The organism is Streptomyces sp. AHU1, from assembly GCF_045343905.1.
Taxonomy (GTDB): domain Bacteria; phylum Actinomycetota; class Actinomycetes; order Streptomycetales; family Streptomycetaceae; genus Streptomyces; species Streptomyces triticiradicis.
The window spans coordinates 2,724,355-2,745,119 of the sequence record NZ_CP174283.1 but is presented as its reverse complement, the minus strand read 5'-3'; the positions used below and the strand labels follow the sequence as shown (position 1 = coordinate 2,745,119).

Genomic DNA, 20,765 nt, shown 5'->3' with positions numbered 1-20,765 from the left:
CGGCGCGCCGTGCTTGACGGACGTTCATAGCGTGGACTCATGAAGCACTCACCGCGCATCCGCACGGTCGTCAGCTGCACCGCGCTGGTGGTCGCCCTCGGCGCCGGCGCCGCCGCCTGCGGCTCCGACGACCACCCGCTCTCGGCGAAGCCGTACGACGCGGCGGGACAGATCTCGTTCAAGGGCCTGGCCGAGGACAGCAAGAAGCAGACCAAGGTCGACCCCGACAAGCCCCTGGAAATCACCTCCGAGGGTGACGGGCGCATCACCGACGTGACCGCCACGGATGCCTCGGGGCGCTACGTCGCGGGCGAACTGGCCGCCGACGGCAGCCGCTGGCACAGCACCTCGCCCCTCGCCGCGGGAGCCCACTACACGGTGCGCGTGAGCACCGAGGACGAGGACGGCGCCCCCGGCCGCAAGGTCGTCGGCTTCGACACCAGCACGCCGAAGACGAAGAAGCTGCTGACCGTCGAATTCGGCCCCAAGGCGGGCAGGTACGGCGTCGGCCAGCCCGTGACCGCCGAACTCAGCGACCCCGTCAAGGACAAGGCGGCCCGCGCGATCGTCGAGCGTGCCCTCAGGGTCGACTCCACCCCCGCGGTGGACGGTGCCTGGCACTGGGTGGACGACAAGACGCTGCACTACCGCCCCAAGGAGTACTGGCCCGCCCACGCCACCCTCACGGCCCACAGCAACCTCGCCGGAGTCAGGATCGGCGACCGCCTGTGGGGCGGCGACGCCAAGCCCGTGAAGATCACCACGGGCGACAGCCTGATCGCCCTGACCGACGCCGCCACCCACTCCATGAAGGTCTACCGCAACGGCCAGGACATCAAGCAGATCCCCGTCACCACGGGCAAGCCCGGTTTCGACACCCGCAACGGCGTCAAGGTGGTGCTCGGCAAGGAGGCCCTCGTACGGATGCGCGGTACCAGCATCGGCATCGCCGAGGGCAGTTCGGACTCCTACGACCTGGAGGTGCGCTACGCGACCCGGGTCACCTGGAGCGGTGAGTACGTCCACGCCGCGCCCTGGTCGACCGGCTCCCAGGGGTACGCCAACGTCAGCCACGGCTGCACCGGGATGAGCACCGAGAACGCCGAGTGGTTCTTCAACACGTTCAACGAGGGCGACATAGTCAAGGTCGTCAACTCCGACGGCAAGACCATGGACGCGTTCGGCAACGGCTTCGGCGACTGGAACGTGGACTGGAAGGACTGGCGCGAGGGCAGCGCGCTGGTGGCCGGGTCCCCGGACCTGCCGAACCCGGCCCAGCGCGCCAGGCTGCGCCCCGAGAGCGCCTGAGACCGCGCCCCGCGAGGGGCGCGGGTTCCTCAGGCGCTCAGAAGGTTCCTGCGGCGCAGCAGGGAGGCCAGTGAGGCGGCGAACTCCACCGGGTCGACCGGCAGGGTCACCGCGGCGTCCGCGCGGCTCCAGGTGGCCAGCCAGGCGTCCTGCGGCCGCCCGATGAGCACCAGCGCGGGCGGGCAGTCGAAGATCTCGTCCTTGATCTGCCGGCACACCCCCATGCCGCCCATCGGCACCGCCTCGCCGTCCAGCACGCAGACGTCGATGCCGCCCTTGTCGAGTTCCCTGATGACGGCGGCCGGCGTCGCGCACTCGATGAACTCGACGAGGGGAACGTCCGGGGCGGGCCTGCGCCCGGTGGCGAGCCGCACCTGTGCGCGGGTGTTGGAGTCGTCGCTGTAGACCAGCACCGTGGCGGTCGGCTGCATTCTTCCTCCGAGACGTCAGCGTCGTACGGACATCATGCGCATCGGGCTGATCGTCCCCGCCCGATGCGCGGATGCTACTCCCTTGAACACCTCGTCAACACCGGTTCGGACACGGCTTCGATGGTCCATACGGGCTGGACACACCCGGTCAACACCCCGAACGGCACCCCCCGGCGTGAGGGCGGGATAAGCGACCGACATAATGTCGGTCGTGGCGACAGCAACGACAGTAGAAACCGGGCACGCGCACCCGTCGGTCAATCGGCCGAACCTCGTCAGCGTCGGAACCATCATCTGGTTGAGTTCCGAGCTGATGTTCTTCGCGGCCCTCTTCGCGATGTACTTCACCCTGCGATCGGTGACCGGGCCGGATCACTGGAAGGAAATGGCGTCCAGCCTGAACCTTCCGTTCTCGGCGACGAACACCACCATCCTGGTGCTCTCCTCCCTGACCTGCCAGCTCGGCGTGTTCGCCGCCGAGCGCGGGGACGTGAAGAAGCTCCGGATGTGGTTCATCGTCACCTTCGTCATGGGTGCGATCTTCATCGGCGGTCAGGTCTTCGAATACACCGAACTGGTCACGAAGGACGGGCTCTCGCTCTCCTCCGACCCGTACGGCTCGGTGTTCTACCTGACCACCGGCTTCCACGGACTGCATGTGACAGGCGGCCTCATCGCCTTCCTGCTGGTCCTCGGTCGCACCTACGCGGCTCGGAGGTTCACCCACGAGCAGGCGACCGCCGCCATCGTCGTGTCCTACTACTGGCACTTCGTCGATGTCGTCTGGATCGGCCTCTTCGCCACGATCTACCTGATCAAGTAATCGGGCCCACCGCCCGAAACATCCAGAAGCACCGACGCAGAAGATCCTGACACCGGGGTAATCCGTGAAAAAGCTCTCCGCACGACGACGCCATCCGCTGGCGGCGGTCGTCGTCCTACTCCTCGCGCTGGCGGCCACCGGGGGGCTGTACGCCGCGTTCGCACCCGCGGGCAAGGCGCAGGCCGATGAAACCTCCCAGTCCCTCGGTATCACCGAGGGGCAGAAGCTGTACTCCGTGGGCTGCGCAAGCTGCCACGGAACCGGCGGTCAGGGCAGCTCCGACGGGCCGAGCCTGGTGGGTGTGGGCGCCGCCGCGGTCGACTTCCAGGTCGGCACCGGCCGTATGCCGGCCCAGCAGCCGGGCGCTCAGATCCCGCGCAAGAAGGTGATCTACACGCAGGCCGAGATCGACCAGCTGGCGGCCTACATCGCCTCGCTCGGCGCCGGCCCCGCGATCCCGACCAAGAACCAGGTCAGCCCCGAGGGCGCGGACATCGCCAAGGGCGGTGAACTCTTCCGTACCAACTGCGCCCAGTGCCACAACTTCACCGGCAAGGGCGGCGCGCTGACGCACGGCAAGTTCGCGCCGAGCCTGGAGGGTGTCGACCCGAAGCACATCTACGAGGCCATGCAGACGGGCCCGCAGAACATGCCGTCCTTCCCCGACACCACGCTGACGGAGAAGAACAAGCAGGACATCATCGCGTACCTCGACGCGGTCAACGGTGACGACACCGAGAGCCCCGGCGGTCTCGAGCTGGGCGGCCTCGGGCCGGTCAGCGAGGGTCTGTTCGGCTGGATCTTCGGTCTCGGAACCCTGGTCGCCGTCGCCGTCTGGGTCGCCGCTCGGACCGCAAAGGCCAAGAAGTCATGAGTAGCCAAGACATTCCAGAAGAGAACGTGCCCGCTGAGCGGGCCTCCGACGACCACGCCGGTCACGGTCACGGTCCGGTAGCCGTCGCGGACGAGCAGAACCCGTTCGCGGACCCGGGGCTGCCGCCCCACGAGCACCGCATCCAGGACATCGACGAGCGGGCCGCCAAGCGGTCCGAGCGCCTGGTCGCCATGCTGTTCGTGCTATCGATGGTGGCCACCGTCGGCTTCATCGCCTCGTACGTGGCGATCCCGAACGACAAGTCGGTCTACATCTTCCCGCTCGGGCACATCAGCGCACTGAACTTCGCGCTGGGCATGACCCTCGGCGTGGCGCTGTTCTCGATCGGCGCGGGCGCGGTCCACTGGGCCCGCACCCTGATGTCCGACGTGGAGATCGCCGACGAGCGTCACCCGATCGAGGCCTCGCCCGAGGTCAAGGCCAAGGTCCTGGCCGACTTCAAGGACGGCGCCAAGGAGTCCGCGCTCGGCCGCCGCAAGCTGATCCGCAACACGATGTTCGGCGCGCTGGCCCTGTTCCCGCTCTCCGGCGTCGTGCTGCTGCGCGACCTCGGCCCGCTGCCCGGCACGAAGCTGCGCCACACGCTGTGGTCCAAGGGCAAGCTCCTCGTCAACATGAACACGAACGAGCCGCTGCGTCCCTCGGACGTGGCCGTCGGTTCGCTCACCTTCGTCAAGCCCGAGGGCCTGGAGGAGCACGACGAGGACTTCCAGAAGGAGATCGCCAAGGCGGCCCTGATGATCATCCGGCTCCAGCCGGAGGACATCAAGGACAAGCAGGAACTCGAGTGGTCCTACCAGGGCATCGTGGCGTACTCGAAGATCTGCACCCACGTCGGCTGCCCGATCTCCCTGTACGAGCAGCAGACGCACCACGCGCTGTGCCCGTGCCACCAGTCCACCTTCGACCTCTCCGACGGTGCCCGGGTCATCTTCGGCCCGGCCGGTCACGCCCTGCCGCAGCTGCAGATCGGCGTGAACGCTGAGGGCTACCTCGAGGCGCTCAGTGACTTCAAGGAGCCCGTCGGTCCTGCATTCTGGGAGCGCGGATGAGCACTACCACCACCTCCGACTCGCGCCCCTCGCGCGAGAAGGCGCCCGCCGGTGAGCGGGTCGCAGACTGGGCCGACGGCCGTCTCGGGATCTACTCCCTGGCCAAGTCCAACATGCGCAAGATCTTCCCCGACCACTGGTCGTTCATGCTGGGTGAGGTCTGCCTCTACAGCTTCATCATCATCATCCTCACGGGTGTGTACCTGACCCTGTTCTTCCACCCGTCGATGAACGAGGTGGAGTACCACGGCAGCTACGTCCCGCTGCAGGGCCAGCTGATGTCCGAGGCGTTCAACTCGACCATGCACATCTCCTTCGATGTGCGCGGTGGTCTGCTGATCCGTCAGATCCACCACTGGGCCGCGCTGATCTTCCTCGCCGGCATGTTCGTGCACATGATGCGCGTGTTCTTCACGGGTGCGTTCCGCAAGCCGCGTGAGGTCAACTGGGTCTTCGGATTCCTGCTGTTCGTCCTCGGCATGTTCACCGGCTTCACCGGTTACTCGCTCCCGGACGACCTGCTCTCCGGCACCGGTGTCCGCTTCATGGAGGGCGCGATCCTGTCCGTGCCGATCGTGGGCACGTACCTGTCGTTCTTCCTGTTCGGCGGCGAGTTCCCGGGCGGCGACTTCGTGGCCCGCTTCTACTCGGTGCACGTGCTGCTGCTGCCGGGCATCATGCTCGGCCTGGTCGTCGGCCACCTGATCCTGGTCTTCTACCACAAGCACACGCAGTTCGCGGGCCCCGGCAAGACGAACAACAACGTCGTCGGCATGCCGCTGCTGCCGGTCTACATGGCCAAGGCCGGAGGCTTCTTCTTCCTGGTCTTCGGTGTCATCGCGGCCATCGCGGCGATCGCCTCGATCAACCCGATCTGGGCCCTGGGCCCCTACCGTCCGGACCAGGTGTCCACCGGCGCCCAGCCCGACTGGTACATGGGCTTCTCCGAGGGCCTGATCCGTGTCATGCCGGGCTGGGAGATCAACCTCTGGGGCCACACGCTCGTCCTGGGCGTGTTCATCCCGCTGGTCATCTTCCCGCTGGTCCTGGTCGCGATCGCGGTCTACCCGTTCATCGAGTCCTGGGTCACCGGCGACAAGCGCGAGCACCACATCCTGGACCGCCCGCGCAACGTCCCGACCCGGACCGCGTTCGGTGCCGCCTGGATCAGCTGGTACTTCGTCCTGCTCGTCGGTGGCGGCAACGACCTCTGGGCCACGCACTTCCACCTGTCGATCAACTCGATCACCTGGTTCGTGCGCATCGCGTTCTTCGTCGTGCCGGTGCTCACCTTCCTCGCCACCAAGCGGATCTGCCTCGGCCTCCAGCGCCGGGACCGGGACAAGGTGCTGCACGGCCGCGAGTCGGGCATCATCAAGCGCCTGCCGCACGGTGAGTTCATCGAGGTCCACGAGCCGCTCAGCCAGGACGCGCTGCACACGCTCACCGCGCACGAGCAGTACAAGCCGGTCGAGATCGGCCCGACGGTCGACGAGAACGGTGTCGAGCGCAAGGTCTCGGGCGCGCAGAAGCTGCGCGCCAAGATGAGCGAGGGCTTCTACGGCGAGGAGGGCCAGATCCCCAAGCCCACCATCGAGGAGTACAAGGAGATCACGAGCGGCCACGGCCACCACTGATCCCCGGCTGTTCGCCACGGCAGGAGCCCCGTCCATGACATGGACGGGGCTCTTTGCCGTGTCCCGGGCTGGATAGGGTGGACTCACCCGGTGCCGCGGGGTGATCCACCCCGTGCCACCCACGACCGTGTCACCCGCGACCGCGTGACCTACGAACCCAGGAGCGACCATGAGCGCTGTGAACCCCGCTGGAGGCGACACCGCGGCGGGCCGTTCCTGGCCCGCGGTACTGAACGGCCTGCTCGAGGGCCACGACCAGAGCGCGGACGACACGGCCTGGGCGATGGACCGCATCATGCGCGGCGAGGCGACCGACGCCCAGATCGCCGGGTTCGTGGTGGCGCTGCGGGCCAAGGGCGAGACCGTCCAGGAGATCACCGGACTCGTCCGGGCGATGTACGAGCACGCCAACGTGATCGAGGTGCCCGGACACACCGTCGACATCGTCGGGACGGGCGGCGACGGCGCGAAGACCGTCAACATCTCCACGATGTCCTCGATCGTGGTGGCCGGCACCGGCGCCAAGGTGGTCAAGCACGGCAACCGGGCCGCGTCCTCGGCCTCCGGGTCGTCGGACGTCCTGGAGAAGCTCGGCGTCAATCTCCAACTGCCGGTGAAGCGGGTGGCCGAGGTGGCCGAGGAGGCCGGGATCACCTTCTGCTTCGCGGTCAAGTTCCACCCGGCGCTGCGTCATGTCGCGGCGGCGCGCGGTCAGTTGGGCATCCGGACCACCTTCAACGTGCTCGGACCGCTGACCAACCCGGCGCGGGTGAAGGCCCAGGCGGTCGGCGTCGCCGACCCCCGCATGGCGCCGATCGTGGCGGGCGTGTTCGCCGAGCGCGGCAACTCCTCGCTGGTCTTCCGCGGCGACGACGGCCTCGACGAGCTGACCACCACGGCCGGCTCCCACGTCTGGGTGGTCCGCGACGGCTCGGTCACCGAGGAGTACTTCGACCCGCGCGACGTCGGGCTCGACACCGTCCCGGTGGAGGCCCTGCGCGGCGCCGACGCCTCGTACAACGCGGAGGTCGCCCGGCGCCTGCTGGACGGCGAGAAGGGGCCCGTGCGGGACGCGGTCCTGCTGAACTCGGCGGCGGCCCTGGTGGCCCTCACGCCGACCGGCGCGCCGCTCGCCGGCCAGCTCCGCGACCAGATGGAGCGGGCGGCCGAGTCGATCGACTCCGGGGCCGCGAGGCGCACCCTGGACCGCTGGGTGGCCGCCAGCAACGCCTGATCCACGCGGGATCCCGCGCAAGGCGCAGTCCAGGATCCGGACTGCGCCTTGCGCGCGGGAGATCCTCTGGCAAGATGCTGTACCAGGTCATGAGTGACAGCCATCAGGCCCCGGCCGGCTGTCCGGCAACCCTCCGTCCGTGGCGGGGTGCCCCGGGTGAAGACCAGGTCGTAGGCAGCGAGGCCTACGGCAAGCGCGGACCCCTCCCGCCCTCCGGGCGGACGCAACCAGGGGTCCTGGTCGTTCGAGGGAGCCTTCTGTGAGCAAGCGAATGCGTTAGGGCGCCGAGCCCCGCCTCCGCACACCCTTTTCACTTTTTCCCGCGCCGTGCCCCGCCTTCCGGCGGCCGGCCGCGCGGTGATCCCGCCTGCTTCTCACAGGAGTTCGCCATGTCTGTCTCCACCGTTGCCGCCGACTCGTCCGTCTGTGCCCCCCTGCCGGTCCTGGGCCGGGACGTCACCGTTCCGCTCGTCACCGGCGGCGAGGTGACCTACGCGGCCCTCGACTACGCCGCCAGCGCGCCCGCCCTCCAGCGGGTGTGGGACGACGTGGCCGCGTACGCGCCGTACTACGGCAGCGTCCACCGGGGGGCCGGCTACCTCTCGCAGCTGTCCACCGACCTCTTCGAGAACGCCCGCAGGACCGTCGAGGAGTTCCTCGACTGCCGCGCCGGCGACCAGGTGGTCTTCACCCGCTCCACCACCGACTCGCTCAACCTGCTCGCCGCGGCCCTCCCGGCCGGCTGCCAGGTCTTCGTCTTCGAGACCGAGCACCACGCCTCGCTGCTGCCCTGGCGCGACGCCCGGGTGACCTACCTGAACGCCCCGCGCACCCCGGGCGAGGCCGTCGACACCCTGGAGCGCGCCCTCGCCGCCCGGGACCCCCACGGACCGGCCCTGGTCTGCGTCACCGGTGCCTCGAACGTCACCGGCGAGCTGTGGCCGGTGCGGGAGCTGGCCGCTGCCGCGCACGCCCACGGAGCCCGCATCGTCCTCGACGCCGCGCAGCTCGCCCCGCACCACCCGGTGTCGGTCCAGGACCTCGACGTCGACTGGGTCGCCTTCTCCGGGCACAAGCTGTACGCGCCCTTCGGCTCCGGCGTCCTCGCGGGCCGCTCCGACTGGCTGCGCGCGGCCGAGCCGTACCTCGCGGGCGGCGGCGCCAGCCGCCGGGTCGCCCGGCGCGAGGACGGCGGTGTGGACGTGGAGTGGCACGACAGCGCCGCCCGGCACGAGGCCGGCTCGCCGAACGTCATCGGCGCCTACTCGATCGCGTCGGCCTGCAAGGCGCTCGCCGAGGAGGGCTTCGACCGTCTCGTCGCCCGTGAGCAGCACCTGATCCGCACCGTCCGCGCGGGCCTCGCCGAGATCCCCGAGGTCCGGGTCCTGTCCCTCTTCGGCGACGACGCCCCGAGGGTCGGCGTCATCTCCTTCGTCGTCGAGGGCTGGAACAGCTCGCACTTCGCGGCCGCGCTCTCCGCCGAGTACGGCATCGGGGTGCGCGACGGCCTCTTCTGCGCCCACCCGCTGGTCCGCACGCTGCTCGGCAGCGCCCCCGAGGTCCAGGGGGAGTGCGGCGCCCCCGAGGCGGCCCCGGGCGAGAAGTCCCTCAACGCCATCCGCGTCAGCTTCGGCGCCGGCACCCCCGACGAGCACGTCGAGCGCTTCGTCCGCGCGGTGCGCGAGCTCGTCAGCGACGGCGCGCGCTGGCAGTACCGCACCGAGGACGGCCGCTGCGTCCCGGCGGTCTGACGCCCGTGAAAGCTCCGCCCGGAGGCGGCGCCGCGTCGGTCAGTTGTCGAGGCCGATCGCGAACGCCGCCTCCAGGTCGTGCTGGGAGTACGTACGGAACGCCACGTGCGTGTCCGTCGCCTCGACGCCCGGGATCTTGCTGATCCTGCCGGGGATGACGTCCGCCAGGTCGTCGTGGGCCTGGACCCGGACCATGGCGATCAGGTCGTAGGTGCCGGTGACGGAGAAGACCTCGCTGACGCTCTCCAGGGACGCGATCGACTCGGCGATCTCGGGGATCCGGTCCACGCTGGTCTTGATGAGGACGATCGCGGTGATCACGGCTGGTTCTCTCCCTAGGGGGCCGCTGCTGGGGGATCTCACCCTACTCGCGGTCCGCCGGACCCGGCCGCTCCACCGGGGGCCGCGGAAACAGCCCCGCGGGGGGCGCGGCGGCCGGGCGCCGGCGGAACCGCGCCCACGCGTAGACGAAACCCAGGGAGAAGCCCACGAGGTGGGCCAGGTAGGCGACCCCGGGGCCCGGGCTGCTGCGGCCCGCCGCCAGCCACTGCAGGGCGAACCAGAACGGCAGCACCACCCACGCCGGGAACCGCAGCGGCAGGAAGAAGAGGAACGGGAAGAGACTGGTCACCCGGGCCCTGGGGAACAGGTACAGGAACGCGCCCAGCACCGCGGAGATCGCCCCGGAGGCTCCGACCAGGGACTGCTGCGCGGTGGCGTTGGCGGCCGCGTAGCCGAGCAGGGCCAGGTATCCGCAGCCGAGGTAGAAGAGGGCGAACTCCAGATGGCCCATGCGCTCCTCGGCCATCAGCCCGAAGACGTAGAAGAAGAGCATGTTGCCCAGGAGGTGGAGCCAGCTGCCGTGGATGAACAGGGCGGTGGCGGGGGTGAGCGCCTCGCCCGGCGCCCCGCCGAACAGGTCGGCCGGCACCACGCCCCAGCGGCGGAAGTACGCCCGCTGGGCGACCAGCAGCTCGTCCCCGGTGCCGTACGCGGGATCCAGGCCCGAGGCGGGACCGATCACGAAGATCAGACAGCACAGGACGATCAGCCCGTACGTCACCGGCGCCGACCGACCCCGCACCGCCCTGCCGACCGCAGCACTCCAATTGCCGATCATGGTGCAGAGCATGACGTAACCACATCGATGCGCACAGATCGCCTCGCCGCCGTGGACACCCGAGCGTCGAGTACCCGCCAGGCCGTAGGGTTACGAGCCAGACGCGCCGGAAGACCGGCATCGGACGGACACTAGAAGGAAAGCGGCTGCCCTATGACAGTTCCCCTGCCCGACGCCAAGACCCGCTGGCGCTGCACTCTCTGCGGCAACCTCACGCGTTTCGACGTGACCCGCTCGTCGAAGGTCGTCGAGTACGTGCACCTCGACCTGGCCGGTGAGCCCAAGGTCGAGGAGCGCGAGGTGGTCAGTGAGACCATCGAGTCGGTGCGGTGCCGTTGGTGCAACGCGGTGGATCAGGTCGAACTCGTGGACAGGCCGGGCGCCGGCTCCTGACGGAGCGGGCCCCGTACGGATGGTTGGGGTGAACGGATGGTGGAGACCGCGGGCGGGGAGCCGGACGACGGCACCGCCGAGGTGCTCGACCGTCCGCTGCCCGACGGCGTGCGCAGACGCGTCGTGCAGATCGTCTCGGACGGCTTCGGCGGACTGACGCTGACCGAACTACCCGCCCAGTTGAGGCAGTACGCCCGGTTCGCCCCGAATCGGCGCGCCAAGTTCGCCGGCAACGCGATGGCCGCCGCGCTGGAGACGGACCCGCTGTTCAGACAGCGCATCGCCGAGAAGCTCAGAGAGGCCCAGCCGGAGCTCACCGGCGCTCTCGACTCGGGCGCGCCGCCCCCGGCCGCGGATCCGCTGGACGTGGCGGCCGCGGCCTATGTGCTGCGTCCCGCGGGCTGGGTGAAGCTGGTGGCCGCCGCGGGCGAGGAGGCCGTGCGGGCGGACGCCGAGCGCGCCGACGAGGAGAGCCGTGCCGAGCTGGAGCGGCTGCGCACGGAACTCGCGGAGGCCCGCGGGCAGACGCGGGCCGAGACCGAACGGCTGCGCACGGAGCTGGAATCGGCCCGCAAGGAAGCGGAATCGCTTCACCGCAAGCTGCGCGGGGCCCTCAGCGACGTCAAGCGCGGTGAGGCGGCCCTGCGCAAGCTCCAGGCCGAGACGGACGGGGTGAAGGCGGAGGGCCAGGCCCAGGTGTCCGCGGCCGAGAGCGAGACGCGGCGGCTCAAGGCGCGCCTCGCGGAGGCCGAGGCCGCTCTGGAGGCCACCCGCAAGGCGGCCCGCGAGGGGCGCAGCGTCGAGGACATGCGGGTGCGGCTGCTGCTCGACACGGTGCTGGAGGCGGCCCAGGGGCTGCGCCGGGAGCTGGCGTTGCCCCCCGTCTCCGTGCGGCCCGCCGAGACGGTGGAGGCGGTCGAGCCGGGGCGGATGACCCCGAAGGACATCGCCACCCGCGCGCTGTCCGAGAACGACCCCGCGATCCTGGACCAGTTGCTCGCGCTGCCCCAGGCGCATCTGGTCGTCGACGGCTACAACGTCACCAAGACCGGCTATCCCCAGATGCCGCTGGAGAAGCAGCGGCTGCGGCTGCTCGGGCAGCTCTCGCAGCTGGCCGCGCAGACCGGCGCCGAGGTCACCTGTGTCTTCGACGGGGCGGAACTGGCCGCGCCGGTGCTGCTCGCGCCGCCGCGCGGGGTGCGGGTGCTGTTCTCCAAGCCCGGTGTCACGGCGGACGAGCTGATCCGTCAGCTGGTGCGGGCCGAACCGCCCGGCCGGCCGGTCATCGTCGTCTCGACCGACCGCGAGGTGGCCGACGGGATCGCCGAGGCGGGCGCCCGGCCGGTGGCGTCCGCGGTGCTCCTCAAGCGCTTCTCGCGCGGCTGAGCGTTCTTTTCCATCTTTCGCCCCTTTCGCACCGGTTCGGGGATCGGGTTCCGTGCGGCCGACTGTTGATTTCTGTGTGGTCGGCGATCGGTTCCATAAGTCGCATGGGCCGCCTACGCACCATGCATAACTTCTGGCTCTGATGCCCGGATTCGCCGGAATTTCACGCGACGTAGCGTCAAGCGGACATCACTGCAGGTGAGTTGATGGCAAAGAATGCGCTCCGTGACAAAGAATTTTCAGGTTTGGATTTGAACTGATCACAAGTGGGTCACTAGGGTCTGGGCTCGAACCTCTAACTCGGGTGATCACTCATGGGGAGTGACGGTGGAGGGGCACCGCCCGTCGGCGTTTTCGGCAGGCGGCTGGAGGAAGAAGGAGCTCGCCTTCGTGGCGTCCCACCGTCGACCCAAGCAGCCGAGCCGCGCCCGTGTGACCGTGCTCACCACCGCCGCCGCAGCAGCCGTCGTGCTGAGCGCCAACGCCGCCAACGCGGCCCCGTCCGAGAAGCCCAACAAGGACGAGGTCAAGACCAAGGTCGACAAGCTCTACGAAGAGGCCGAGCAGGCGACCGAGAAGCTCGACGGCGCCAAGGAGAAGCAGCAGAAGCTGCAGAAGCAGATCAGCGCTCTCCAGGACAACGTCGCCCGCGGCCAGGAGGAGCTCAACGAGCTGCGCGACGGCCTCGGTTCGATGGCGAGCGCCCAGTACCGCACCGGTGGCATCGACCCCTCCGTGGCGCTCTTCCTCTCCTCGGACCCGGACGACTTCCTGGACAAGGCCTCGGCCATGGACCAGCTGAGCGCCCAGCAGATCGAGTCGCTCAAGAAGGTCCAGGAGAAGCAGCGTTCGCTCGCCCAGCAGCGTGCCGAGGCCTCCGCGAAGCTCAAGGACCTCGCCGACACCCGGGCCGAGCTCGCCAAGAAGAAGAAGGAAGTCCAGGCCAAGCTGGGCTCCGCGCAGAAGCTCCTGAACTCCCTGACCGCGCAGGAGCGGGCGAAGCTCGCCTCCGAGGAGCAGGAGCGGGCGACCCGCGCCAGCGAGCGCGTCGACCTCGGCGACACCCCGCCCGCCTCGGGCCGCGCCGGCGCCGCCTTCGCCGCCGCCAAGACCAAGCTCGGCACGCCGTACGTCTACGGCGCCACCGGCCCCAGCTCGTTCGACTGCTCGGGCCTCACCTCCTGGGCCTACGCCCAGGCCGGCGTGACCATACCCCGTACCTCGCAGGCCCAGGCCAACGCGGGCACCCGCATCTACTCGCAGAGCGATCTGCAGGTCGGTGACCTGGTCATCTTCTACGGCGACCAGCACCACGTCGGCCTCTACGCGGGCAACGGCCAGGTGCTGCACGCCCCGCGCACCGGCACGGTCGTCCGCTACGAGTCGATCGGCAACATGCCCTTCCAGTTCGGCGTCCGGATCTGATCCGCGCGGGCGGACCGGGACCCGTCCCGCGCCGCCCGGAGCGCCCCCTGCCGCTCCGTCCGAACGGGCGAATCGCGGCAACTCGCGCTGACCCCACGCCCCGTCGGTGACCTGCGTCTCCGGCGGGGCGTCACTGTGCGTGCCCGCCGGGGCCTTTGGCCGGTGCGTGGTCGCGCGGTTACTGTCTGGCGCGTTCCCCCGACGGGCGGGGGTCCGTCAGCGGAAGGGAGTGCGGCCACCCGTGGGGTTCCATCGCCGCCTTGCACCGACCGGCTCCGACCGGAGCGCCGGCGCCTTCGGCGTCGCCGCCTGCGTGATGTCCGCGGCGGTCGCCGCACTCGGCACCCTGCCCGCCTCCGCGGCGCCGCAGGACGACACCCGGGCCGAGGTGGACCGCCTCTACACCCAGGCGGAGAGGGCAACCGAGGCGTACGACGAGGCCGACGAGCGCGGTGACGCGCTGCGCGAGCAGCTCGGCGCGGCGCAGGACGAGATCGCCCGGCAGCAGGACCGGGTCAACACCATGCGGGACGCGCTGGGTTCGCTCGCCGGGGCGCAGTACCGCTCGGGCGGCCTCGACCCCTCCCTCGCGCTGCTCTTCTCCGCCGACCCGGACGACTACCTCGACAAGGCCTCCGTGCTCGACCGGATCGGCACCCGTCAGGCCGGAGAGCTCAAGGACCTCCGGCTCGCCCTGCGCGAACTCGCCCAGAAACGCGAGGAGGCCCACGGGAAGCTCGCCGAACTGGAGCGCAGCCGTACGGCGGTCGCCCGGAACAAGCGGGTCATCGAGGACAAACTGGCCAGGGCGAAGCGGCTGCTCGACTCGCTGCCGTACGCCGACCGCGCCGCCTACGACCGGGCGTCGCGCTCGGTCCGCACCGGCCTGGCCGGTCTCGGCGACTCCGTCGCGTCCTCGTCGCGCGCGGCCGCCGCCGTCGCCGCGGCCCGCTCGGCGATCGGCCGTCCCTATGTGTGGGGCGCCAACGGACCCGGCGGCTTCGACTGTTCGGGCCTCATGCAGTGGTCCTACGCGCACGCCGGGGTCGGTCTGCCGCGCACCTCGCAGGCCCAGCGGTTCGCCGGACGGCGGATCCCGCTCTCCGAGGCGCGGCCCGGCGACCTGGTCACCTACCGGTCCGACGCCAGCCACGTCGGGATGTACGTGGGCGGCGGCCAGGTGATCCACGCGCCCTACCCGGGCGCCCCGGTCCGCTACGACCCGGTCGGGATGATGCCGATCTCGTCGGTCACCCGGGTCTGACGGGGCGCGGGGCCGGCGCCGGACGGGCCGGGTGCGGCCGGGCCCGGGCACCGTACGATCGGGAGGATGGCTGGTCGAAGGGGTGCGTCGCGGGCGGGGCTCTCCGTGGTGCTGCTGCTCGCCGGGCTCGTCGGCTGCGGCGGCCGGCCGGCTCCCGACACCGCGTCGGCCGATGTGCAGCGGGTTCTCGACCGGCGGGCGGCCGCGGTCCTGGACCGGGACGAGACCGCGTTCCGGGCCACCGGCGCGGCGGCCGGCGCCGGAGAGGGCCTCGCGAACCTGCGGGACGTGCCGCTGGCGTCCTGGTCCTACCGCCTGTCCGGCCTGAGCCGCTCCGGCGACCGCGCCACCGCCCGTGCCGAGCTGCGCTACCGCATCGAGGGCTACGACGCCGCGCCGGTCGAGGCGGACCGCACCCTCGGACTGACCCGTACCGGCGGAACCTGGCGCGTCACCTCCGACAGGCCGGCCGGCGAGGGCGGCGAGCAGCTGTGGGACGAGGGGACCGTGACGGCCGTACGGGGCCGGAGCAGCCTCGTCCTCGGGGTCGGGCAGTCCGGCGAGCGGCTGCGCTCCTTCGCGGATCTCGCGGACCGTGCCGTTCCGGCCGTGTCGGAGGCCTGGGGCGCGGACTGGTCGCGGCGCGTCGTCGTCCTCGTGCCGAAGTCGCTGGAGGGGATGGCGGGGCTGCTCGGGGCTCCGGCGTCGGGCTACCGGGGGATCGCGGCGGTCACCATCGGCGAGGTGGGCGGAGCGGGACGGGGATCCCCCCGGCCGAAGACCGGGGGAGGTCCGGCGAAGGCGCCCGCGGACCGCATCATCGTCAACCCGGACGCGTACGGCGTCCTCGGCGACCTCGGCAAGCAGGTCGTGCTCACCCACGAGACCACGCACGTCGCCACCCGCGCCCGCACCACCGCCGCCACCCCGCTGTGGCTCTCCGAGGGGTACGCGGACTGGACCGGCTACCGCGGCAGCGGGCGGACGCCCGGTCAGGTCGCGCCGGAACTGGAGCGGGCGGTGGCCGAGGGGCACGTCCCGGCCGCCCTGCCCGACGACGGGGACTTCGGGTTCACCGCGGACGCGGGCGCGCTGGCGCGGGCCTACGAGGGCGGCTGGATGGCCTGCCGGCTGATCGCGGACCACTGGGGCGAGGTCAGGCTGAACGACTTCTACCGGGCGGTGGGCGACCACGGGGAGCGCGCGGGGGCGGTCGAGGACGCGCTGCGGGACGTGCTGCGCACGACGCCGGAGGACTTCACCCGGCTGTGGCAGCAGTACCTCAGGGGCCAACTCGGCTGACGCGCCGGGCCGTTCAGCCCTCCAGCACGGCGATGGCCTCCGCGAGCCAGGCCCGCTCCGCCTCGCCCGTCGCCCGCGCCACCCGCAGCATCCCCCGCCGGAACAGGTCGTCGGCCTCCTCCGCGCGCACGGGCCTGCCGTCCTCGTAGAAGAAGCTCGCCGGGGTGTGGAGGAACTCCTGGCGGCGGCGCAGCACCGCGGCCTGCTCGCGGGGGTCGCCCAGGTGGCGCAGGAACGCCAGCAGGGTGTTGAAGCGGACCTGGTCGGTGATCTCGGCCTGCTTGGGCCGGCGCAGCCGCTCCAGCAGGTCCTCGCGCCCCTCGTCGGTCAGCGCGAGGATGCGCCGCGGGGCCGCGCCGCTGCCGGGCTCGGTGCGCTGGTCGAGCAGGCCCTTGTCGACGAGGCGGTTGATCGCCGGGTAGAGCGCGCCGTCGCTGACCGGCCGGACGTGGCCGCTCAGGGCCTTGATGCGTTCCTTCAGCTCATAGCCGTGCAGGGGCTCCTCGTACAGGAATCCCAGGATCGACAGCTCCAGCACCGGGCCGGCCCTTCCCTCGTGGACACCGGCGCCCCGCGGGGCCGTCGCGTCCGGATGGTTGCGGGGTTCGGTCACCCATGGTACCTCTTATCGAGTTACCTCGAAACGAGGTAACTCGATAAGAGGGAGCCCCCGTGAACGCCCACCGCAAGCAGCTCATGGCGCTCGCCCACCCCGTCTACCTCTCGCTGCTCGCCTCCGTCGCCGCCGGGATCATCAACACCGTCTGGGTCTCCCGGCTCGGCCGGGACGCCGTGGCCGCCGTCGCCGTCGCGACGAACACCGAGAACGTGCTGCTGGGCGTCGCCCTGGTCTTCGCCTCCGGCACCACCGTCCTGGTCGCGCACGCCCGGGGCGCCCGCGATCCGGGCGCGGTCCGGGCGGCCGTGCGCGGGGGCTGGGCGCTGTGCGCGGCGGTCACCCCGGTGATCGCCCTCGGCGGCTTCCTGCTGCGCGAGCCGCTGGCCCGGCTCGTGCTCGACGGCGACGGACCCGCGTCGGCCCTCGCCGTCCGGTACTTCGCGATCTCCCTGCCCGGCATCGCCGTCTTCTTCGCGCAGAACCTCGTCGACGGCATCCTCAAGGGCACCGGCGACACCCGGACCCCGATGCGCCTCGCCCTGCTGGCCAACGGCCTGATCCTCGGCCTCGACCCGTTCCTGATCCACGCGTACGGCGTCCCGGGCGCCGCCCTGTCGACCCTGCTGTGCCGCTCGGTGGCCCTCGTCGCGGGTCTGCGCGCCCTGCGCCGCAACACCCTGCTGGCACAGGCGGCCGGCGCGACGCCCGCCGAAGGGACCGGCGCGGCCCTGCGCCGCACCCTCACCACCGGCCTGCCCATGTCCGCCGACTTCACCGTGCGCCAGGGCGGCGCGCTGGTGCTGGTCGCGATCGTGGCCCGGCTCGGGACGACGGCCGTGGCCGCCTACGCGATCGCCTACAAGGTCATGTACGTCGCCACCATGGCGTTCTACTCGGTCCGGCAGGCCGCCTCGATCCACACCGCGCACAGCCGCGGCGCGGGCCGCGACGAGCGGGGCGCCATCGGACGGCAGGCCGTCCTCGTCTCGGGGACGGCCGGCCTGCTCGCCGCGGCGCTGCTCGGGGCCCTGGCTCCCTGGATCATGCGGGCCTTCGGCGCCGGTCCCGCGGTCGCCCACGACGGTGTGCTGTTCCTGCGCTGCGTGGGCCCCTACCTGCTGCTGATGGCCTGCTTCATCGCCTTGGGAGGGGTCTTCGAGGGCAGCGGGGGAGCGCCGGTGCTGCTGCGGGTGACGCTGGCCGGCACGGCGGTCCAGCTGCCGCTCGCCCTGGCCCTGTCCGCATGGGGGCCGGCGGGCGTCTGTCTGGCCCTCGCGCTGTCCATGACGGTGCAGTGCGCGGCCCTGGTGCTGTGGGCCCGGCGGACGGTGCGGGCCGGGCGTCAGGAGGAGGCCAGGGTCTCCCTGGTGGGGGCGGCCTGAGCGGGGAGCTCCGGCTCCGGCCGGGAGACCGTGCTCCGCCACAGCTCCCGGGCGGCCAGCACCGAGGAGACCACCAGCAGGCCGTTGCGCAGGGCCAGCAGGGTGATGCCCAGCCACGTGCTGTTCACGACGTCCCCGAACCAGGTCGGGAACTCCAGCACCGTCACGAAGCACGCGACCAGCACGAGGACGGCGGGCACCAGCATCCGGCTCGCGCGGAAGCACAGGCAGACCGCGGCGATCCCGACCAGCCACACCAGGTACTGCGGGCTGATGACCCGGCTGGTGGTGATGAACATCAGGACGGCGACGAACGCGGCGTCGGCGAGCGTGTGCGGCAGGAACCGCTTGACGCGCAGCCGCCACAGCAGCAGCCAGCCGAAGGCGAGCGCGGTCAGCACCAGGGCCGCCGTGCTCACCTCGTCGACGTAGTGGCCGACGAACTCCACCGAGCCGTAGTTGAGCAGCACCCGCCCGTTCCAGCCGTGGTGCCGGGCCACGTGGAAGACCAGGGCGCCGAGCGACTCCACCTCGGTGCCGCGGTCCCGCTGGAAGGCCAGGAAGGCGAACGCGCCCGGCATCGTCGCCCAGAACAGCGCCGCGATCCCGGCCGCCGTCATCGCCGCCCACGCCCAGGCCCGGCGGCGCACGGCGCCGAGCAGCAGCAGCACCGGCCACACCTTCACCATCGCGCCGAAGCCCGTGAGCGCCCCCATCACCCGGGGGTGGCGGGAGCCGGCGAGCAGCGCGGCGACCGCGACGGCCGTCACCATCAGGTCGTAGCGGGCGTACACGGTCGGCCCGAGCAGCGGCACCCCGATCATCCACACCCAGGCGCCGCGCAGGGTCCTGCCGGAGCGCGAGCCCGCGTACAGGAGCAGTCCGAAGACCACCAGGTCGGCGACGAAGGCCAGCACGAAGAAGGCGTGCGGGTAGTCGAGGAAGGGCAGCAGGCCGGGGGAGAGGATCGCCAGGGCGGCGGCCGGCGGATACTGCCAGGTGACGTCGTGCAGGGGGAAGAAGCCCCGGCTCAGGACCTCGTACCAGCCGTGGTAGATCACCGAGACGTCGCTGGTGACGTCCGGCCCCGGGAAGACGTACACCTTGGCCACGAAGAGCAGCAGCCCCAGCCTGGTCAGACCCCAGGTCCCCAGCAGTACGGCCACGCCGAACGGGAACCTCGTCCTCCGTGTCCCCGTCATGCCCACCTGGCCCTCGTCGTCCGGAATCCGTGTGCCCCGCCGCCGCGCTCCTCGCGGAACCAGGGTGACGCACCGGTCTGTGCACGAGCCGTCGAGCGCGGCCTGGCGGAGCTGTGAGTATAGGTTCGATATCGTCGAACACGATGCACAAGACCCTGATCGTGACGAACGATTTCCCGCCCCGCCCCGGCGGTATCCAGGCCTTTCTGCACAACATGGCGCTGCGCCTGGACCCCGAGCGGCTCGTCGTCTACGCCTCGACCTGGAAGCGCGGCCGCGAGGGCGCCGAGGCGACCGCCGCGTTCGACGCCGAGCAGCCCTTCACCGTCGTACGGGACCGTACGACCATGCTGCTCCCGACGCCGGGCGCCACCCGGCGGGCGGTCGGCCTGCTGCGTGAACACGGCTGCACGTCCGTGTGGTTCGGGGCGGCGGCACCGCTCGGCCTGATGGCCCCGGCCCTGCGCAGGGCGGGCGCGACACGCCTCGTGGCGACCACGCACGGCCACGAGGCCGGCTGGGCCCAGCTGCCCGCCGCCCGGACGCTGCTGCGCCGGATCGGCGAGTCCACCGACACGATCACCTACCTCGGGGAGTACACGCGCTCGCGGATCGCCTCCGCGCTGACCCCCGAGGCGGCCGCGCGCATGGTGCAGCTGCCGCCCGGCGTCGACGAGCGGACCTTCCGCCCCGGCTCGGGCGGGGACGAGGTCAGGGCCCGGCTCGGCCTCACCGACCGGCCCGTCGTCGTCTGCGTCTCCCGCCTGGTCCCGCGCAAGGGCCAGGACACCCTCGTGCTCGCGATGCCGCGGATCCTGGCCAAGGAGCCGGACGCGGTGCTGCTGATCGTCGGCGGCGGGCCCTACGAGAAGGACCTGCGCACGCTGGCCGCGGAGACCGGGGTGGCCGGCTCGGTCCGGTTCACCGGGGCGGTGCCCTGGTCGGAACTGCCCGCGCACTACGGGGCCGGGGACGTCTTCGCCATGCCGTGCCGGACCCGCAGGGGCGGGCTCGACGTCGAGGGGCTCGGCATCGTCTACCTGGAGGCCTCGGCGACGGGCCTCCCGGTGGTGGCCGGCGACTCGGGGGGCGCGCCCGACGCCGTGCTCGACGGCGAGACGGGCTGGGTCGTCCGCGGCGGCTCCCCCGAGGAGGCCGCCGACCGCATCGTCACCCTGCTCGGCGGCCCCGAACTGCGCCGCCGCATGGGCGAGCGCGGCCGGGCCTGGGTCGAGGAGAAATGGCGCTGGGACCTCCTGGCCGAGCAACTCCGAGCCCTGCTCTGACCCCACCGGGCCCGCCCACCGGGGTGCCCCTGGCCGTCCATCGGCGTCTGCGGGCCGCCCTGGGTTGCTCGCGCAGTTCCCCGCGCCCCTGAACGGCCGCCCTGCGGGCGCCCGCCAGGGACACGAGCGACCACGACGAGCCCCGTCAGGGGCGCGGGGAACTGCGCGAGCGGCCACGACGTACCTCCCGCCCGGGACGGAGACCCACCCCCACGGCGGGAGCCGGAACCACCTTCCCCGCGAAGGAGGGCGGAC

At 71.5% G+C, this 20,765-nt stretch carries 19 protein-coding genes and 1 riboswitch; of the genes, 14 read left to right on the top strand and 5 right to left on the bottom strand.

What is annotated here, in order from left to right:
* The first annotated feature begins 39 nt into the window (after positions 1–39).
* Positions 40–1,308 (top strand): Ig-like domain-containing protein, encoded by a 1,269-nt coding sequence (locus ACICHK_RS12495; RefSeq protein WP_406836942.1) that lies wholly within the window; start codon positions 40–42, stop codon positions 1,306–1,308.
* Positions 1,309–1,337: 29 nt separating this feature from the next.
* Here the strand turns inward: ACICHK_RS12495 and ACICHK_RS12490 are convergent, their stop codons facing one another.
* Positions 1,338–1,739: a hypothetical protein gene (locus ACICHK_RS12490; RefSeq protein WP_151469673.1), complete on the bottom strand. Its 402-nt coding sequence runs from the start codon at positions 1,737–1,739 to the stop codon at positions 1,338–1,340.
* Between the two features lie 202 nt (positions 1,740–1,941).
* On the opposite strand from ACICHK_RS12490, the gene ACICHK_RS12485 reads away from it, so the two are divergent.
* From ACICHK_RS12485 to ACICHK_RS12460, 6 genes are all read left to right on the top strand, one after another.
* A complete protein-coding gene (locus ACICHK_RS12485; protein WP_103552077.1) occupies positions 1,942–2,562 on the top strand; it encodes a heme-copper oxidase subunit III in 621 nt (206 codons plus the stop codon).
* A 64-nt stretch (positions 2,563–2,626) separates the two neighbouring features.
* Positions 2,627–3,436 carry a c-type cytochrome gene (locus ACICHK_RS12480; protein WP_151469674.1) on the top strand — a complete coding sequence of 270 codons (810 nt, stop codon included), beginning with the start codon at positions 2,627–2,629 and terminating at the stop codon, positions 3,434–3,436.
* Positions 3,433–4,509 carry a Rieske 2Fe-2S domain-containing protein gene (locus ACICHK_RS12475; RefSeq protein ID WP_406836941.1) on the top strand — a complete coding sequence of 359 codons (1,077 nt, stop codon included), beginning with the start codon at positions 3,433–3,435 and terminating at the stop codon, positions 4,507–4,509. Before ACICHK_RS12480 ends, ACICHK_RS12475 begins: the two co-directional genes overlap by 4 nt.
* Positions 4,506–6,146 carry a cytochrome bc complex cytochrome b subunit gene (locus tag ACICHK_RS12470; protein ID WP_406836940.1) on the top strand — a complete coding sequence of 547 codons (1,641 nt, stop codon included), beginning with the start codon at positions 4,506–4,508 and terminating at the stop codon, positions 6,144–6,146. The genes ACICHK_RS12475 and ACICHK_RS12470 overlap by 4 nt, the downstream gene beginning before the upstream one ends.
* 169 nt (positions 6,147–6,315) lie before the next feature.
* A complete protein-coding gene (gene trpD, locus ACICHK_RS12465; RefSeq protein ID WP_406836939.1) occupies positions 6,316–7,380 on the top strand; it encodes an anthranilate phosphoribosyltransferase in 1,065 nt (354 codons plus the stop codon).
* 85 nt (positions 7,381–7,465) lie between these two features.
* Positions 7,466–7,582: riboswitch (SAM riboswitch) on the top strand.
* A 187-nt stretch (positions 7,583–7,769) separates the two neighbouring features.
* Positions 7,770–9,131: an aminotransferase class V-fold PLP-dependent enzyme gene (locus ACICHK_RS12460; protein WP_406836938.1), complete on the top strand. Its 1,362-nt coding sequence runs from the start codon at positions 7,770–7,772 to the stop codon at positions 9,129–9,131.
* Positions 9,132–9,170: 39 nt separating this feature from the next.
* Here the strand turns inward: ACICHK_RS12460 and ACICHK_RS12455 are convergent, their stop codons facing one another.
* The gene (locus ACICHK_RS12455; RefSeq protein WP_151469679.1) at positions 9,171–9,452 is read right to left on the bottom strand and encodes an Lrp/AsnC family transcriptional regulator; all 282 of its coding nucleotides are present in this window, start codon (positions 9,450–9,452) and stop codon (positions 9,171–9,173) included.
* 43 nt (positions 9,453–9,495) lie between these two features.
* A complete protein-coding gene (locus ACICHK_RS12450; protein ID WP_406836937.1) occupies positions 9,496–10,251 on the bottom strand; it encodes a rhomboid family intramembrane serine protease in 756 nt (251 codons plus the stop codon).
* Positions 10,252–10,404: 153 nt separating this feature from the next.
* Here ACICHK_RS12450 and ACICHK_RS12445 point away from each other — a divergent pair, with 153 nt between their 5' ends.
* The 5 genes from ACICHK_RS12445 (at position 10,405) to ACICHK_RS12425 (ending at position 16,021) form a co-directional block, all read left to right on the top strand.
* Positions 10,405–10,644 carry a hypothetical protein gene (locus ACICHK_RS12445; RefSeq protein ID WP_037624014.1) on the top strand — a complete coding sequence of 80 codons (240 nt, stop codon included), beginning with the start codon at positions 10,405–10,407 and terminating at the stop codon, positions 10,642–10,644.
* A gap of 36 nt (positions 10,645–10,680) precedes the next feature.
* Positions 10,681–12,030: an NYN domain-containing protein gene (locus ACICHK_RS12440; RefSeq protein WP_406836936.1), complete on the top strand. Its 1,350-nt coding sequence runs from the start codon at positions 10,681–10,683 to the stop codon at positions 12,028–12,030.
* Positions 12,031–12,420: 390 nt separating this feature from the next.
* Positions 12,421–13,455, top strand: a complete 1,035-nt coding sequence (locus tag ACICHK_RS12435) for a C40 family peptidase (RefSeq protein ID WP_151469682.1) — start codon at positions 12,421–12,423, stop codon at positions 13,453–13,455.
* Between the two features lie 241 nt (positions 13,456–13,696).
* Positions 13,697–14,719, top strand: coding sequence for an NlpC/P60 family protein (locus ACICHK_RS12430; RefSeq protein ID WP_406836935.1), 1,023 nt, complete (start codon positions 13,697–13,699; stop codon positions 14,717–14,719).
* A gap of 66 nt (positions 14,720–14,785) precedes the next feature.
* A complete protein-coding gene (locus tag ACICHK_RS12425) occupies positions 14,786–16,021 on the top strand; it encodes a hypothetical protein (RefSeq protein WP_406836934.1) in 1,236 nt (411 codons plus the stop codon).
* Between the two features lie 13 nt (positions 16,022–16,034).
* Here ACICHK_RS12425 and ACICHK_RS12420 read toward each other — a convergent pair whose 3' ends face one another.
* Entirely contained in the window at positions 16,035–16,559 is a 525-nt protein-coding gene (locus ACICHK_RS12420; RefSeq protein WP_151469815.1) for a PadR family transcriptional regulator, read from the bottom strand.
* Positions 16,560–16,693: 134 nt separating this feature from the next.
* Here ACICHK_RS12420 and ACICHK_RS12415 point away from each other — a divergent pair, with 134 nt between their 5' ends.
* Positions 16,694–18,022 (top strand): MATE family efflux transporter, encoded by a 1,329-nt coding sequence (locus ACICHK_RS12415; RefSeq protein ID WP_406836933.1) that lies wholly within the window; start codon positions 16,694–16,696, stop codon positions 18,020–18,022.
* Here ACICHK_RS12415 and ACICHK_RS12410 read toward each other — a convergent pair.
* On the bottom strand, positions 17,983–19,224 hold the full coding sequence (locus ACICHK_RS12410; protein WP_406836932.1) for a glycosyltransferase 87 family protein: 1,242 nt from the start codon (positions 19,222–19,224) through the stop codon (positions 17,983–17,985). The two genes, ACICHK_RS12415 and ACICHK_RS12410, sit on opposite strands and share 40 nt — an antisense overlap.
* A gap of 143 nt (positions 19,225–19,367) precedes the next feature.
* Between ACICHK_RS12410 and ACICHK_RS12405 the strand changes: the two genes are divergently transcribed.
* Positions 19,368–20,510: a glycosyltransferase family 4 protein gene (locus tag ACICHK_RS12405; RefSeq protein ID WP_406836931.1), complete on the top strand. Its 1,143-nt coding sequence runs from the start codon at positions 19,368–19,370 to the stop codon at positions 20,508–20,510.
* Positions 20,511–20,765 lie beyond the last annotated feature (255 nt).

Coding starts and splice junctions, on each gene's coding strand:
- ACICHK_RS12495 (WP_406836942.1), top strand. CDS start 40: ATGAAGCACTCACCGCGCATCCGCACGGTCGTCAGCTGCACCGCGCTG.
- ACICHK_RS12490 (WP_151469673.1), bottom strand. CDS start 1,739: ATGCAGCCGACCGCCACGGTGCTGGTCTACAGCGACGACTCCAACACC.
- ACICHK_RS12485 (WP_103552077.1), top strand. CDS start 1,942: ATGTCGGTCGTGGCGACAGCAACGACAGTAGAAACCGGGCACGCGCAC.
- ACICHK_RS12475 (WP_406836941.1), top strand. CDS start 3,433: ATGAGTAGCCAAGACATTCCAGAAGAGAACGTGCCCGCTGAGCGGGCC.
- ACICHK_RS12470 (WP_406836940.1), top strand. CDS start 4,506: ATGAGCACTACCACCACCTCCGACTCGCGCCCCTCGCGCGAGAAGGCG.
- trpD (WP_406836939.1), top strand. CDS start 6,316: ATGAGCGCTGTGAACCCCGCTGGAGGCGACACCGCGGCGGGCCGTTCC.
- ACICHK_RS12460 (WP_406836938.1), top strand. CDS start 7,770: ATGTCTGTCTCCACCGTTGCCGCCGACTCGTCCGTCTGTGCCCCCCTG.
- ACICHK_RS12450 (WP_406836937.1), bottom strand. CDS start 10,251: ATGATCGGCAATTGGAGTGCTGCGGTCGGCAGGGCGGTGCGGGGTCGG.
- ACICHK_RS12445 (WP_037624014.1), top strand. CDS start 10,405: ATGACAGTTCCCCTGCCCGACGCCAAGACCCGCTGGCGCTGCACTCTC.
- ACICHK_RS12440 (WP_406836936.1), top strand. CDS start 10,681: ATGGTGGAGACCGCGGGCGGGGAGCCGGACGACGGCACCGCCGAGGTG.
- ACICHK_RS12425 (WP_406836934.1), top strand. CDS start 14,786: ATGGCTGGTCGAAGGGGTGCGTCGCGGGCGGGGCTCTCCGTGGTGCTG.
- ACICHK_RS12410 (WP_406836932.1), bottom strand. CDS start 19,224: ATGACGGGGACACGGAGGACGAGGTTCCCGTTCGGCGTGGCCGTACTG.
- ACICHK_RS12405 (WP_406836931.1), top strand. CDS start 19,368: ATGCACAAGACCCTGATCGTGACGAACGATTTCCCGCCCCGCCCCGGC.